The 15,507-nt window shown below is 36.3% G+C and carries 13 protein-coding genes; 7 read left to right on the top strand and 6 right to left on the bottom strand.

All coding sequences use genetic code 11. The annotated features are described in order from the left end of the window. The first annotated feature begins 36 nt into the window (after positions 1–36). The 4 genes from QLG01_RS01495 (at position 37) to QLG01_RS01480 (ending at position 4,513) form a co-directional block, all read left to right on the top strand. Positions 37–756 carry a GntR family transcriptional regulator gene (locus QLG01_RS01495; RefSeq protein ID WP_005303556.1) on the top strand — a complete coding sequence of 240 codons (720 nt, stop codon included), beginning with the start codon at positions 37–39 and terminating at the stop codon, positions 754–756. A gap of 65 nt (positions 757–821) precedes the next feature. Next, positions 822–1,529, top strand: coding sequence for a cache domain-containing protein (locus QLG01_RS01490; RefSeq protein WP_192455814.1), 708 nt, complete (start codon positions 822–824; stop codon positions 1,527–1,529). Positions 1,530–1,717: 188 nt separating this feature from the next. Then, positions 1,718–3,049, top strand: a complete 1,332-nt coding sequence (locus QLG01_RS01485) for an APC family permease (protein ID WP_107881162.1) — start codon at positions 1,718–1,720, stop codon at positions 3,047–3,049. Positions 3,050–3,067: 18 nt separating this feature from the next. Beyond that, a complete protein-coding gene (locus QLG01_RS01480) occupies positions 3,068–4,513 on the top strand; it encodes an FAD-dependent oxidoreductase (RefSeq protein WP_282495670.1) in 1,446 nt (481 codons plus the stop codon). A 97-nt stretch (positions 4,514–4,610) separates the two neighbouring features. Here the strand turns inward: QLG01_RS01480 and QLG01_RS01475 are convergent, their stop codons facing one another. Further along, the gene (locus tag QLG01_RS01475) at positions 4,611–4,955 is read right to left on the bottom strand and encodes a hypothetical protein (RefSeq protein ID WP_282495669.1); all 345 of its coding nucleotides are present in this window, start codon (positions 4,953–4,955) and stop codon (positions 4,611–4,613) included. A 508-nt stretch (positions 4,956–5,463) separates the two neighbouring features. Here QLG01_RS01475 and QLG01_RS01470 point away from each other — a divergent pair. Both QLG01_RS01470 and QLG01_RS01465 read left to right on the top strand, forming a co-directional pair. Continuing rightward, complete coding sequence (locus QLG01_RS01470; RefSeq protein ID WP_282495668.1) at positions 5,464–6,822, top strand: amino acid permease; 1,359 nt, start codon at positions 5,464–5,466, stop codon at positions 6,820–6,822. Between the two features lie 379 nt (positions 6,823–7,201). Next, the gene (locus tag QLG01_RS01465) at positions 7,202–7,561 is read left to right on the top strand and encodes a hypothetical protein (protein ID WP_005303542.1); all 360 of its coding nucleotides are present in this window, start codon (positions 7,202–7,204) and stop codon (positions 7,559–7,561) included. 130 nt (positions 7,562–7,691) lie between these two features. Here QLG01_RS01465 and QLG01_RS01460 read toward each other — a convergent pair whose 3' ends face one another. The 4 genes from QLG01_RS01460 to QLG01_RS01445 all read right to left on the bottom strand — a co-directional run bounded on the left by QLG01_RS01460 (position 7,692) and on the right by QLG01_RS01445 (position 13,634). After that, positions 7,692–9,377 carry a DUF2235 domain-containing protein gene (locus QLG01_RS01460; RefSeq protein ID WP_282495667.1) on the bottom strand — a complete coding sequence of 562 codons (1,686 nt, stop codon included), beginning with the start codon at positions 9,375–9,377 and terminating at the stop codon, positions 7,692–7,694. A gap of 9 nt (positions 9,378–9,386) precedes the next feature. After that, positions 9,387–9,812, bottom strand: a complete 426-nt coding sequence (locus tag QLG01_RS01455; protein WP_005303536.1) for a hypothetical protein — start codon at positions 9,810–9,812, stop codon at positions 9,387–9,389. 288 nt (positions 9,813–10,100) lie between these two features. Continuing rightward, positions 10,101–11,006: a DUF4123 domain-containing protein gene (locus tag QLG01_RS01450; RefSeq protein ID WP_005303530.1), complete on the bottom strand. Its 906-nt coding sequence runs from the start codon at positions 11,004–11,006 to the stop codon at positions 10,101–10,103. Next, the gene (locus tag QLG01_RS01445) at positions 11,007–13,634 is read right to left on the bottom strand and encodes a type VI secretion system Vgr family protein (protein WP_282495666.1); all 2,628 of its coding nucleotides are present in this window, start codon (positions 13,632–13,634) and stop codon (positions 11,007–11,009) included. It abuts the gene before it with no gap. A gap of 256 nt (positions 13,635–13,890) precedes the next feature. Here QLG01_RS01445 and QLG01_RS01440 point away from each other — a divergent pair, with 256 nt between their 5' ends. Further along, positions 13,891–14,361, top strand: coding sequence for a hypothetical protein (locus tag QLG01_RS01440; RefSeq protein WP_013198565.1), 471 nt, complete (start codon positions 13,891–13,893; stop codon positions 14,359–14,361). Between the two features lie 74 nt (positions 14,362–14,435). On the opposite strand, the gene QLG01_RS01435 is transcribed toward QLG01_RS01440, so the two are convergent. Then, positions 14,436–15,359 carry a hypothetical protein gene (locus tag QLG01_RS01435; protein WP_005303516.1) on the bottom strand — a complete coding sequence of 308 codons (924 nt, stop codon included), beginning with the start codon at positions 15,357–15,359 and terminating at the stop codon, positions 14,436–14,438. Positions 15,360–15,507 lie beyond the last annotated feature (148 nt).

Below are 15,507 nucleotides of genomic sequence, written 5' to 3'. Positions count from 1 at the left end.
AGCTAAGTCACTGACTTAGCTTTTAGAGAATTCGCCATGTCAGCATATACGATAATTTTTGCACCTATCGCTCAGGCAACTCGCTCGGAACAAGTTGTTGAACGCTTGGAAAATGCAATTATCTCTGGATTGCTCAAAAGCAATGAACAACTTCCTAACGAGGCGGATCTAGCTCGCTTAATGGGAGTGTCACCCATTACCGTTCGTGAAGCTTTAAATACTTTACGCGTAAAGGGTCTGATTGATACACGACGCGGACGAAACGGCGGAAGCTTTGTTTGTGAGTTACCTTCCGATTTACTCTTAAACAAGCATCCTCTACGTCAAGCTTCAAATGAATATCTAGCTGATTTAGGCGAGTTTCATAGTGCAATTTTAAGCCATGGTGCATATTTGGCAGCACAAAGAACCACTGAATATGAACTGAACAAAATCAAAGAGCTGATTGAACAATTTGAACAGGCCGTTGAAGCAGACACACGTGCCCAACTTGATTTACGTTGCTTGTTAACACTCACCTCTTTTGCTCAATCAGCTCGTCTAGCAAATCAAGAGTTGACTATACAAGCCGAATGGGCGCCGCTCATTGCTGTGCTTTACCAAGATGATCAATTTCATCAACTGGTCGTCGCTCAATACCACCAACTATTATCATCTTTTGTTCAAGCCAATGAAGATGATGCTGTTATTCAAGCACGAAAAATTATTTCGATGCTAACGGATCAAATGCTTCGATATAAGTTATCTATCGAATAAAAATAATAAAACAGAGCGCTTATCAAATATCGAGTGAGAAATACGGAATTTTAGGAGTTATAGGAATGACCCAACATTTAGATATAGAAGAGCTTCAAAATTTGTTAAAGACGGTGGTTGAGGAAACGACAGCCATTACAGAAAAACTGGCAGCTAAAGCGAGCAAAATACTATCCAAACATGAACCTGAAAAAACAAAAGACATTAAGCTTTCAGGTTCAGAACGTTCAGCTTTGCAAAAGGAAATTAAAAAGGCCTTACAGGAAAGCCATTACAGTCAAGGTATCGGCTTTGCAAGTTATAGCCCAGCAACACAAGAAGAACAAGATTATTGGACACTCGAATGGTGGTATAAAAAAGAAGATCAGTTACAACAAGCCAAACTTGAAAACTATCAAAATGCTCAGCGCTTTTTAGATTTTCGCTCTTTTGAATGGTTCCATAAACCTGCTCAAAATAAAAGTCCGTGCATCCATGGACCATATGTCGACTATATCTGCAATGGTGCATATACCATCACCCTTGCCCATCCGGTCATGATTCGTGATCAATTTATCGGTGTAATTGCCACCGACATTTTAGTTTCAGCACTCGAAAAACTACTGATGCCGAAACTTAAAAATATCAAACAAAAAGCAATCGTGATCAACGATTCCTCTCGTGTGATTACTTCAAATGACATCACCATCAGAACAGGCACATTATTTAAAGGCCAAAGCCCACAGCAGGTTCTGTCACGACCGTGTCAATCTTTTCAACTGGTCGTGATCTAGAGTGAAGTCAAAAAATATAAATATTTGACTTTGCTTTAGGGCATCACCAAGGCGAAATAGCCCTTAGCTTTTGTACAAACTTTCTTCAAACAGACGTGTTTATTCAGGTCTAGGGGAAGTTTTGGCTCAAAAATAGCATCGCTTTTCCGGATGAAAAGCAAAACAACGAAATTTGAGGTTGAAATGACATGGAAAATAAAACGTCTTCCTTAAAAAAACTGTCTCTTTGGCAAGTCACAATTATCGGTATTGCCTACATGACTCCCATGACGGTGTTTGATACTTTCGGTATTGTCTCTGGCATTACCAATGGACATGTGCCACTCGCATATTTACTCGCACTTGGCGCCATGTTACTCACCGCTTGGAGCTATGCAAGATTCAGCAAAAATTCAGAAAAATCAGGCTCGGCCTATAGCTATACCGCTGAAAGTTTAGGTCCTAAAAGTGGCTTTTTTGTCGGTTGGTGTTCCCTACTCGACTATCTGTTATTACCCCTCATTAATGTTTTGCTAGCTGCAATTTATCTCACAGCCCTTATTCCAAGTTTGCCTTATTGGTTTTGGGTGTTTGTGTCGGCAGGTCTAGTCACTTTAGTGAATTGTTTCCGCATTCGGTTACTCGCTAATTTAAGTCTCGTGTTTGTATTTGCACCCATCATTCTCATGGTCATTTTTGTTTATTTAGTGATTCAGGGTATTGGCTCTACTCAAGGTTATGAGCATGTGCTTACATTAGCCCCACTCTGGCATGAGCACCAATCTATACTACCACTCGTTGCGGGTGCCTCAGTTTTGTGCTTTTCATTTTTAGGCTTTGATGCTGTTACCACGCTCTCAAATGAAACCAAACAACCCACCAAAAATATTCCCCGAGCAGTCATGTTAACAACTCTCGCTGGCGGACTTATTTTCTTTACAGCCGCTTGGTTTATTCAGCTTTATTTTCCAAATAATCTACGCTTTCAGCACCCTACTGAAGCACTACCTGAAATTGTGCTTTATGTCGGTGGTGCATTCTTCCAATCCGTATTCTTATGCGGACAAATTATGAACACTGTCGCCTCTGGTCTTGCCTCTCATGCCAGCGCTTCGCGTTTACTGTATATAATGGGCACCGATAATATTTTCCCTAAAAAGTATTTTGGGACAATTCACATCTCCTTAGGTACACCATTTTTTTCGGTTTTATTTGTTGGTCTTATTTCAATGTCCGCGGTTTTTCTAGATTTAGCACAAGTCGTAAGCCTGATCAGCTTTGGTGCGCTAGTCGCTTTTACAGCCGTAAATTTCTCAGTTTTTATGAAATTTTATATTAAAGATAAACAGCGCTCAGGGTTTAAAAATAAATTTCTAAACCTCTTTTTACCGCTTTTATCCGTCATCAGCATTATTTGCCTGTGGCTTAACCTTGATTCATCTTCACTCACTTTCGGATGTTTCTGGTTATCGTTAGGCATTCTTTTATTTATCTATAAAACGATTAAAAAACAAAGTATTGCGATTAGTAATGCTTATTAATTTTTAAGGAACTTCGTCATGAATATTATTTCTAAACCTCAACTTTTAAAAGACGTGCAATATAAACCAAGTAAATCTCTACAAGTGGGCAAAGAGTGGAGCTGGTTAAATCCAAAACATGCAAAATTTGACTCAACCACTGTAGAAGGCACATCGGTAGATAACCCAGCAAACTACTATGAAAGCTCGCTTTCTGATTGGCATACATTTGACAGTTTACAAGCTGATATTGAATGCGATGTGGTGGTTATTGGCGGTGGTTTATTAGGTTCATCAAGTGCATTACATTTAGCTGAACAAGGCATAGATACGGTCTTATTAGAAAAAAATCGCATTGGTAGTGCAGCTTCCGGCAGAAATGGCGGACAACTTACCCCTGGTTTAGCTCGCTGGGAAGCTCAAGAAATGGCCGATCGCTTAAGCTACGAAGATGCAAAAAAACTCTGGCATTTTACTTCTACAGAAGCCATGCAACTTATTGATGACATCTCAGAAAAATACCAACTTAACTTTGATCGAAAATACGGTCACATTACTGCCGCTGTTCATGAAGGACATTTAGTTGGTTTAACACAAGGCGCCGATGCCCGAAAATATTTAGGTGAAGACCATACGCGCATTGTAGGTAAACACGAACTCATGGACTATATTAAGTCGGACTACTATACAGGTGGTTTAATTGATGAGTTAGGGGGACAAATTCATCCTTTAGCTTTAAACCGTGGCTTAATTTATGGCTTTTGCCAAAATGGCGGTACTGTTTATGAAGAAACAGAAGTCATTTCAATAGAAGAAAAAGCAGATGGTATTTATGTTCAAACAGCAAATGCTGTCGTAAAAGCTAAAAAGTCTGTGGTGTTAGCAGTACACCATGCTTCATTTAAACTTTTATCAGAGCAAAGCAATACTACTATTCCGTTTTATACCTATGTTGCGACGACTGCCCCACTAGAGCTTGATACAAAAGAGCTTTTGCCATTTGGGCATCCCGTTTATGACACTCAGTTCCAAATTGATTACTACCGTCCTGTGTTTAACAACCGTTTACTGTTTGGTGGCCAAGGCACAGGAACATGTTGGGGACCAGAGAAAACTTTAAATTATCTAGAACATCGAATTCATACGGTTTTCCCTCAAATTAAAAATCTAGAGATGGATTTTGTCTGGAGTGGAACGACTGATTTAACTGTAAATGGTGCAGTCGATAGCCGTAAGTTTGGCAATAAATTCCCGATTTATGCTGTTCACGGCTGGAGTGGTCACGGCGTTGCACAGACGGTACGCATTGGTAAAGCGATTGCAAATGACTTTATTGGGCAATCTAATGACTTTGAAATGTTATCTAAAATTGACCATCAAAATATTATGTTTGGTCGTACCCTTGCTCCCGTTGTTATTCCACTCGCAAAAAGTATGTATGGCATCGGCGCAATGATTAACCCGGGCAAAATGGTGTCTTTCTAATTTATAGAACCACTAATTTTCAAAAAAGGATTCGTATAGCTTTGTACGGATCCTTTTTAGGTATTAATTAGGCTTAGTTAAATAGGAATAGGTTTATTTAGGGTTCAACTTGTTTATCCACATGATTCATTAATACTTCTATAAGCTCATCTTGCTTACCGTCAGCTACTGGAATGAGATATACTTTTCTGTCACTAGCAATACCTATACAATTAAAATACTCCTTTTTAAAACCATTCCAGTGACCAATACAATATTGATCAGCAATAATATTAAACTTATTAAATTTAACAGTTTTTATCCCACAAACTTTCAATATCAAATAATCTTTTCTGAAATAGAATCTAAAAATAGTATAACGATAATACTTAAAAAATTTTCCAAATAAATAAAATAGTCCCAACACACCTATAGAAACAGGATATAAATAATACAATGACATATTAATACCAAATAAATCTATTGCCCACTTATCTGATTCAAAAGGAGCAGCCCCAATATAAAAATACCAAATAAAAGGAATATAATACCCAAAATTTCACCAATTATGAGTTTGGTACAATCAGAATTTATAAGGTGTTAATATTTATATAGTTCTTTATAATTAATTTTCTACAACCTTTATTCCCTTATTCAACTTTATTCTTTTACGAAATATAAATTTCTCTTGTTAATACTTTTAGAAATACACTATCTCACCAAACTTCATAGATAAAAGTATATTCAGTTTTAACACTCATTTTTACACCGTTACTCTCTTAAAAGACTTAAGTAGAACTTTGTCTTTTCACTCATCAACTTCTATTTTATTTGTATATCTAATAATTGTCTTTAATCATTTCAAATATTCGTAGTTTCCTATATTTGCAATTCATCACCATTTTTCTGATTAGGCTAATGATGCGCAATCCATTACAATAGCATCAGCTTTTTTATTCAGCGCATATATTTTGAGCAACTCATCTTCCCAATTAAAACGCGGACTTAAAAATCGCCACATCCAGCTAATCGCTATGGGTGGTGCTGTCGGGACAGGTTTATTTTTAGGCTCTGCACAAGTCATCCAGTCTGCTGGCCCTTCTATTATTTTAGGTTATGCCATTGTCGGTTTGGTCGCATTTTTAATTATGCGCCAAATGGGTGAAATGATCGTAGAAGAACCTGTGGTCGGTTCCTTTAGTTACTTTGCACAAAAATACTGGGGAAGATTCCCTGGTTTTTTATCGGGCTGGAACTATTGGGTGGTTTACATTCTGGTCGCAATGACCGAGCTGACAGCAGTTGCTAAATATGTGCATTACTGGTGGCCTCATATTCCTGCTTGGATATCAGCCTTATTTTTCTTTGTTTTGGTTACATGTTTGAACTTAGGCAACGTTAAATTTTACGGTGAATCTGAGTTTTGGTTAGCCATTATTAAAGTCGCGGCAGTCATTGCCATGATCGTGTTTGGCTTATATTTATTGCTCACCGCAGGTAGCGATTCTATCGCTACCTTTTCAAACCTATGGCAGCATGGCGGATTTTTCCCGCATGGATTCTCTGGCCTGTTTTATATGCTTGCCTTCTTAATGTTTGCTTTTGGCGGTATTGAACTGATTGGGATGACTGCTGCTGAAGCCGAAAATCCAGAAAAAAGCATTCCACAAGCCATTAACCAAGTCATCTTTCGAATCTTGGTTTTCTATGTAGCTTCGCTTGCCATCATCATGTCGCTCATTCCGTGGAATCAGCTTGACCTTGGTGGTTTAGATAAAAGTCCATTTGTGATGATTTTTAGTCAGCTTGGGATTGGCTGGGCAGCGCATTTGCTTAACTTTATTATTTTAACGGCTGCACTGTCTGTTTATAACAGCGGTATGTACGCAAACAGTCGCATGTTGTACGGCTTAGCAGTACAAGGCCACGCATCTAAAGTTTTTACAAAAGTCAGCAAACAAGGGGTTCCTACACCTGCTGTTATTTTCTCTTCTATTCTGATTTTTGGTTGCGTGTTACTGAACTATTTTATCCCAGAAGAAGCTTTAAGCTATCTCATGTACATGGCTGTAGCAGCTTTAGTTTTAAACTGGGCAATCATTAGCTTTACTCATTTGAAGTTTAAACGTGCCATGAAACTTGAAGGTAAAGTTGTCAAATTCCCTGCACTATTTTCACCTTTAAGTAACTATATCGTTTTGATTTTTATTGGCATGATTTTATATATCATGTGGACTCAAGGCTTTGAAAAATCAGTTATTTTAATTCCTATTTGGATTGCATTCATGTTTGGATTATATAAATTTTTGAGTTGGAAAAAATCACTCTAATCTTCAAAAAAGGCTTATTCAAACAGGATAAGCCTTTTATCATTAAATAGCTTGTCCTCTTAAATAACTTCAAAAAATCTACTCAAAAAAACCATTCACATTTTATTCATCATTATTAAATTTTTCGCTGCTAGACACATTGATATGTAAGCCTTAGTCATTCTAAACATCGGTATTTAATGAGATAATTATTAAAGTACAAGTGTTTACATGATCTATAAATATTTGTGTCAATGTTCAGCTAAAATCAAAGCAGACCAGTTATCGTTACGATCACTCAATAGGCAAAAGATACTCCATCGCAAGACAGGCTCTTTACCCACTGTACTGATTTAGCGCCGTCAACTGTGTCACTCAATGATGAAAGACAGGAAATTTTATGGAAAAAGCTCTGCAATGTCCTAAGTGTGGTTCTACAGAAATTGAAGCACGTGACCATGACAAATTACTTAGAACAACTGGCGGTGTTTTACTGACAGCTGCTGGTACAACGGCAGGCACTGTAGGTGGTGCTGCAACTGGAGCTTCTGTTGGTGCAGCGATTGGTACGATTGCTGGCCCTTTAGGTGTGATTGTTGGCGGAACTGTAGGGACTTTTGTCGGTGCAATTAGCGCAGGTATTACTGGCGGTGTGGTTGGCAATATTTTTGGTAAAAAAGCAGGCGTAATGATCGATAAAAATATTTTTCAGGATTATCGCTGTCTAAAATGTAAATATCGCTTTAAGCAAAAGAAGTAAAACCAATTAAGTAGGAGAACTAGTTGCTCTAGCTCTCCTACCACCATAAACATCATCAAGACTCTACAAATATAAGCCTTAATTTTTCAAGGATGAGAAAGTTTTCGACTGCAATCTGACTCTTATTGAGTTAACTGGCTGCTTTAAAGTCCTGCTGGGCTTTTTGGTATTCATCAAAAAGCTGTTCTTGCTTAACATCTTGACTACCTACACTGCATACAGCTTTATCTTCAGAGACTTTTTGATCTACCTCTTTCCCTTTTCCACTACGACGGGATTCGTAAACTGTTCTTTGTCGGAAGTAACTAAATGGTTCCGCATTACTAATAAAACCATATTTGGAGTCATGTATATAATTCTGATAAAAGTCCATAATTTCTGGGCTTGCTCCTTTTCTCCAGCTTGCAAACTCCCAATCATCAATACCCAAGTAAAACTCATAAGCTTTCGAAACAGGTGATAATAATCTAAAAATATTAATTCCCCCTGTTGTATTTGGAGCAGTGAGATTTTGCAATTTTTCTAAACGACTAATTTCGGTTGCCATATCTGATGGACCTATCGGAATATACTCACGAATTTTATTGTCGTTACGCGCTTGCTGACTTACAGAGAGAATTTTCTTTTCAGCTAAAGCCCCGTAAGCTGCATAATAGACTTTCATTGTGGCAATAATTTGATCTTGAATTTTACCGCTAGACTGCATTTCTGCTTTCACAGCATTATATAAATGTAGGGTTTTATCCTGTATTTCAAATTGCTCAGCAAATAGAACCCCATATTTTTCTTTTAATTGATTATAGTCAAACATTCGCACACCTGCATTTACCGCTTCCTCCAACATATCCTTCAGTGGAATACGAGCATAGTTATCATTTACATTTTGACTTCCCGGAGTATAACCTCCCCCAACATCCGAATGCATACCTGGGTAAACAATTTCCTTCCAGTTAGGATTCGAAATTTCACCATTTTCTTTATGTATTAAATCAACAGGAAAGGCAAAACGCTGTTCATTTCCTGCAATATGATGAACACACATTTTGACCCGTTCATCAATGACCATATCACGGCCTTCAAAAGTTAAATTATTATTTAAGTTAGTCGCAGGTAAGCCAAAAGAGGCGACAGTATCGAATATCCCCATAAATTTAAATTCGATAGGATATTTTCCAGTACCATAAGTTAAACCATTACAATCAGATTCGCATTGCCACATAAACTGATTGCTAAAAGCACGTGCTAAAGCAGCGCCCCGAGAAAAGCCAAAAGTGGAAATATTAATTTTTTTGATGAGACGATGTTGACTTAAACTTTTCTCTACTTCAGCAAAACTATAAACCTTTTTTTCGTTTGCATATTTACTTGTATCTATTTCTGCTTTTTTCGCATTCAGAATCATGACTTGTTTTAATGCATCATTAAGTTGATCTTCTCCATAATCGAGCCGCCGAGTACCGCCTGATCCTACACCAAGTCCCAAACCACTATGATCTTGGATCATAGCAAGTGCTCGTTGGAAAATATTTAACTGACCATTAAAACGCGTTCCTACACCTGATACATAGATCGCATAATTTGAGCTATCTTTTCCTTCTTTCTTATGATCATCAATAAGAGCTCTGGCATTCCGCCATAATCGGGCAGGATTCGACCATTTCTTTTGCTCCTCATCAGCATCTTTATTGTTACCGGTACCGTCAAAAAAAACTGAAATATGGACTACATCTGAACAATCCTGTTTTGCAGATGGAGGAGTATTAGAAACATCACTATTTGTTTCTATAGTCCGTTTTATAATTGTTTTTTTAAACATGAACTAATCTCACTTTTTATTATTTTTTAGTTGATTTAACCATTTAATACCTTTTTCAGTTGGTTCAGGCCAATTATTAGATGTCGTAATTTCTACCGTATCATCTGGATATAAATGTGCAGCTAAATATTTCATACCTTTTAATTGCTCTTTAGTAATAATCACTTGATTTTTTGCAGAGTGAGGTTCACCAGTTTTTGCATCTTTCCATGTAATGACTTGAGCACCAGTTTTAATTGAGTTAGTCGACATAGCACCTCCAAAACCGCCTCCAATTTCCTGACCATTCAATTTCAACATATAATCAGAATAAGTTGGATCATAGTTGAATGATGTGGTGCCCATATAATATGTTGCGTTTGGGCCAATACCAGCACAACCTGCAGCACTAAATGCTAAACTTATTGGTAAGAGTAAAAACTTTTTAAGACTCATGGTATTTCCTCATTTCTCCTTGCTATCTTGGACCTTTTATAGCTGAACTTACTCAATTATTAGATGTGGTAGTTTCTAATGTATAAACAGGCTACAAATATACAAATGAATATTCATAAGCTCACTCCCATCACTTAAATTTGTCCATACATCCAATTACAACCTGTTAAAATTACTGGTATAACAAGTAAAATAAATAGCATTTTATATTTCATTATTTCTCTCCATTTTAAATTCATATTGACTTACTCTCACTAAAGCCATATTAATCATAATTAAAAAAATTGATTACCCAGCTTTAGACATCAAACTATTCATAATCTGATCCATTGTTAGCTTTCTATCTTTCAAATTATTTAACAAATGCTGTAGGTTATCATCTGACTCAAACTGGACTCCGTACATCAATTTTAGGCAGATAAAATTTAAAATATCGCGAGTACCAGATAAATAGTGATCTCTTGCTTCAGGGATGCTTTCAATTACAAATTCATATAATGACTCATCATCAATTTTATCAACCAAAAATGAGTTATTGAGTTTAAGGTAATAAATTAGATTGTCAGGAAAAGTAGCCTCGACCATCATTTCTTCTTGTTCCACCGTGAAATGTAAAGGCTTTTCGATTGATGGCAGTACTTCAACACGCTCATTTAATCCAAATATACTTTGCAGATTGCTTAATCGATCCCAATACCACCAGCTTTGAATAGGTTTTAGTAAAGCTTCAATTTGCTGAGGATTAAATACAGGGCCTTGTACATATAAAGTTTTATCAGCTTTGTGCCCAACTAATGTCGCTAAGATAGCGGGATCCCAAAATGCCAACATCATTTCTAGACCACCGTCAAATTCAACATCTAAAAAATTTCTTAAGTGCTTATATAGATAATCAAAAGTTAAAGGCGTAATAATAATTGTCATTTTGGGTGTGCCAGCAATATTACTTTCAATCCACTCCCATTCAAGTGATGTAAAATTTTTAGGTAGCTGAATTAAATGTGGAGAAATCTCTTTAGCTTTTTCACCACTAGCTTCTTTAAGTAGACATTTTTGACGTAAATGCTCTAAAACCTTTAAAAACTTTTTATCTTGGGCTGCATCAGCGATTGCATAAATATTTAATCCAATTTGATCAAGCGGATATCTTTCAAACGTTTTAAATAAGTACTGGAGACTTTGATTATCTATCATTTACATTCCATCTCCTTTATTGATGAAAGCTCCACGTTGTGCTGCGCGTCGAGCAAGACATTCCCAACAAATATTATTTGGAAAGATCGGAAGCGTTGGGCTTTCACTTGCACCTGTTGTAAAGAGATGTTGACCTGCTTTCGCAGTAAACTTATTTGGTGTAATGACCGTGACGCCATCACCATTAATTTTTAGAGCACTATCTTTTGCTTTAAATACAATTTCCGTTGGACTATGGATTTCTACTTTACCTTCAGAGGATGTTATTTTTACATCGAGTCTTGCAGAAACATCTAATACATTATCTTGCGATTGCAGATCAAACTTCCCTTTTGCTGCATAAATTTTTAAATCTTCCTCACCTGCAAACAGGCTTACTTTTTTCTTAGCATTTAAAATTAGATGTTCATCAGTACTGACATTAATGGATTGCCCACTGCCAACTGTTACGCTATCCAGAGCATTAATATGTATATTCTTTCCAGAAACTAAAGAAATACTATCTGGAGAGGCAAGTAACATCAAAGCTTCTTTAGTCGCTTTTAGGTCAGACCACTGAGATTCAATCGTTTTAATATACTGATCAATATTTTCAAGCATGTCAGCAGCTTCTGCTTTCTGTTTCACGGCATACTCAGATAAAGCTTTCATACTTTCTAAACTTTCCGTGAAGTTTTGAACCGCTTCTTTTGCCTCTAAATGTATATCCGTTGCATTACTCTGAACAAATGTTGAGATATACAATCCTTTACTTCGAATTGCACCTGCACGATCTGTTCTTAATTCAAATCCTTCACCACGCCCCTCACTCGTCGCAGTTTCTTTAGGATAACTTAAATTTCCCAAGTTAAGCTGTGTAGTACCATGACTACTATGTAGCTGAGCACTAATTTGGCCAGTTGTGTCGTCAAAGCGAAGTTGGTTATAGCCCATACCTCCGACTTCTTTCGAACGAATACCACTCAGTTTTTTTGTGTCAGGTAATTGTCCTTTAATATCGAACTTCGTTGGAGAACGCTGCGCCTCATGGATGCGTCCCGTTACAAATGGTCGATCAATGTTGCCATCAAAGAAATCAATTACTACGATTTCATCTTTACGAGGTAAAAAACGTGCTCCGTAACCTTCACCAGCCCAAGGAGTGAGGACGTCTACCCAAGCCGAATCTGTATCACTATTATTAGCCCCCGCACCACCATCATGGGCATGGTCATCTGTACGCGTAAATAGGAATCTGACTTTTATTCGCCCCCATTCATCCACATGAATTTCTTCACCATCACTGACTACCTTGGCACGTTGGACATAGGCAACAGGGCGATGCTTCAATGGATCATATTCAGGGACAACGTTAATATTTCTACGAACAACTACAAATTCATTGGCCTGACGCTCTTGTTCACTGTCTTTACTGTTTTGCCAGTGACTTAAGGTCAATAGTTTCTCTACTTGGTCTTGAATATCTTTAGGTAGGTTATTTTGATTATAAAAGTACTTATTAAGGATCAAAAACTCCCTATCTTGCTGACTATGATTTTTTTCTAACTCTGGATAGTCAATCAATTGGAACCAATAACCGACTTGAGTATCTCGTACACTACTATGCGCAGTAAAATACTTGGCTTGTAATGCCTGATATTGGTTTAAGTGCATATTCAGTTTTTCTAACTGAGAATTACTTGAAGCGGTGGCTTGATCCTCTCCTTTAAGATCGCTTATCCAAGCAGGAGATATATTCCACGCCTGTTCTAAACTTAAGCTTTCATTTTCTCGCTGAGCACTGTGTTGATGTGAGCTGACCACTGAACCACTAGCATCTTCTTGACTTAGACTATCAGCTTGCCAACGTTGTACATGGATAGCAGTTGGTTGTAACTGTCGCTGAGCAATAAAACTAGTGATGCTGTCATATTGTTCAGTCGCATTTGAACGGTGATAACGAATGGATCTGCGTTCGAGCGATTGAAACTGACCATTATCATCAATTAAACGTAGTTTTTGTGCCTCAATGCTCTGGCTATTACTTGCTACAAGATAACTCGCCTCATCCACAAGCCAATTAATCGATTCTTCACGCATTATTCGAGTTAAATATGCATAATCACTTTCATTCGACTGCATAGAAAATGGACGTACATCATACGTTTTAGTTAAACCACTCGTATCTAACTGTAAACTTGACGCAAATAACGGACTTTTATTCTGCCATTCCTTAAAGATGACTTCGATAATATCCACAACGCTTTTATTCATAAACACACGACTGTTACGTCGTTTATGCCATAAGCTAGTAGCGTCCTGCATAGTCAAGCGATATAAACTAAAAGCACCATCGCTTTGACCTTGGCTAGCACCAGTGACAATACCTGTAGTTCTAAAAAGCTGACCTGAATCTGTTACTTGATCAACTGCAACCTGACATCCAATAAACTGTTTTAATTCAATATATGGATTTGTAGATAAGCAAATAAGCTCTGCCGATAGTCCATCATTAATACCATGATAACCATCAATACGTTGCAACATAATCTGTGAATTAAGCTCAGTATTTGAAAACTGGATACTAATCGCACGTTTTTGAGCGCCAAATCCTATTTTTTCCAAAATACTAAAGATATTGTTCAACATTATGATGCAAACCTTATTATTAATTAAACAAGTCTAACAGAATGACAAGTCTGTCTCAATTTAAGGTATTTCATGTTTTGTTTATATTAGTATCTTCTCACTTGCTTTATTTAAATCTAAAACTGACCTTAAATTTTAACAACAAAATATTTACAACTAACTTTAGTGAAGAGAAGCACTCAAAAACAGTAACTTACTTTACATTATCAAGAGGACATGAAAAAATTGCTACCTCATATAACATCTGAAAGTTAAAATGAAAAAAATATTATTTTTAAGTTTAGTAAGTATTCTTAGCTCATATAGTTTTGCTGAAGACAATAGTTCAATTTACCGTGGACTTGGCACTGGCACTAATGACTTTTTAAAGTTTGAAATACTAAAAAAACAAGGCTTTATAGCAAAAAAAGCAAATATTTCAAGAGCTGATTATAATGATATATACAAACTGAAAAAGCCTTATCAATTTATGGGGCAAAATGTTGTATTAATCTCAGATGAATACATGTCTGAATATGTGGGCTGCTGTGTTAGTGAAGGTTGGGGAGCAGTATTTAAACAAACCTCTAATTTGAAATTGATTAAACAATTTGCAAAAACCAATCAATGCAAAATCTCTCCTATAGAACAAGATAGAACTTACTATGGATTTAAAATCACTTTATTACCCAAAGGTAATTACTATGAATTATCATGCCGCGAACGCGATTTAGATGAATCCCAATAAATCGAAGTTAAATTCTAAAAATAGAAAGCCAAACTATAAGTTTGGCTAGAAGAATCGGACGGCTATAAACTATATTAAAGAGGAATAGCCTTGGAAGCGACTTTTACCAAAGTACCTCCACCAGGAACAACCGTACTAGCTAACTCCGCCGAAAGTTCTACTAAATTTTCTTTAGTAAAAGCTTGATCAAAAGTATTCCGGAACCAACTTCCTTGTTCAATAACTTCTCCAGTAAGCCCATCAACTTCAATAACACCAATTTTATCTGCATTAGACCAAATATATTCAAATGCATAAACTGGACGAAAATATAGGTACAGTTGGGTTATTTCCTCTGAATCTTCAATAATATTAGTCGCATGAACTTTTTGATTTTGTAGTTCCGATCTGACAATGCTAGTAATAGAATCAAGAGAAAGTAATGGTTGAAGTACATTCTCAAATTCGACTTTATCTACTTCGGAAAGTTCAAATTTTTTAATATATTCAGCTAAATGAGATGATTTGAGTTCACGCTGTAGACCATCAAAATAATTTGAAAACTCTATTTTTCGGCTACAGACTTCCTTCATTTGTAATTCTACTTTTCCTTTATCCTGCTGGCGTGTAACAGGATAATTTTTTTGTTCAGGGTCTTCATAAACCTGAATTTGCTTCGCATGTGGATTATGTACAGGAATAGAATAAGTCACAACACAATCGTAATTAAGGTTACGTTCGCTTGAGACAAACCAAAATGGTTCATAACGTAATATATGATTTTTTAAGTGTACTGTTTCTTCCGTAGGACGTTTTAAAAAATTAAATTTTGCTAACATTCCAAAAGCATTAACCTTCTTCTTTTCAGCTTGTTGCTTTGCTGAATCAAACTCAAATATTTTTTTAAAAACAAAAATTTTATGGTTTTCAGCCTTTACTTCTAATTTTGACATAATGATATCATTGCTATTAAATAAATTTTTTAAATTATAGTTATTAAAACTCATAAAATAAATCATTGAGATTGTATATTTTCACTAACTATAAGATTAAATAACACTATAAACATATATAATTCTATAATCTTTCAACCTGTTAACACACAACAAATCAATAACTTAAGAAATTTAAATAAAATTTAACTTCGGCTTTTAATATTGTGCTTAA

The organism is Acinetobacter sp. V89_4 (assembly GCF_029967875.1).
Classification (GTDB): domain Bacteria; phylum Pseudomonadota; class Gammaproteobacteria; order Pseudomonadales; family Moraxellaceae; genus Acinetobacter; species Acinetobacter oleivorans.
Note: the sequence above shows the minus strand (reverse complement) of the source record. Positions and strands in the feature narration are given on the sequence as shown.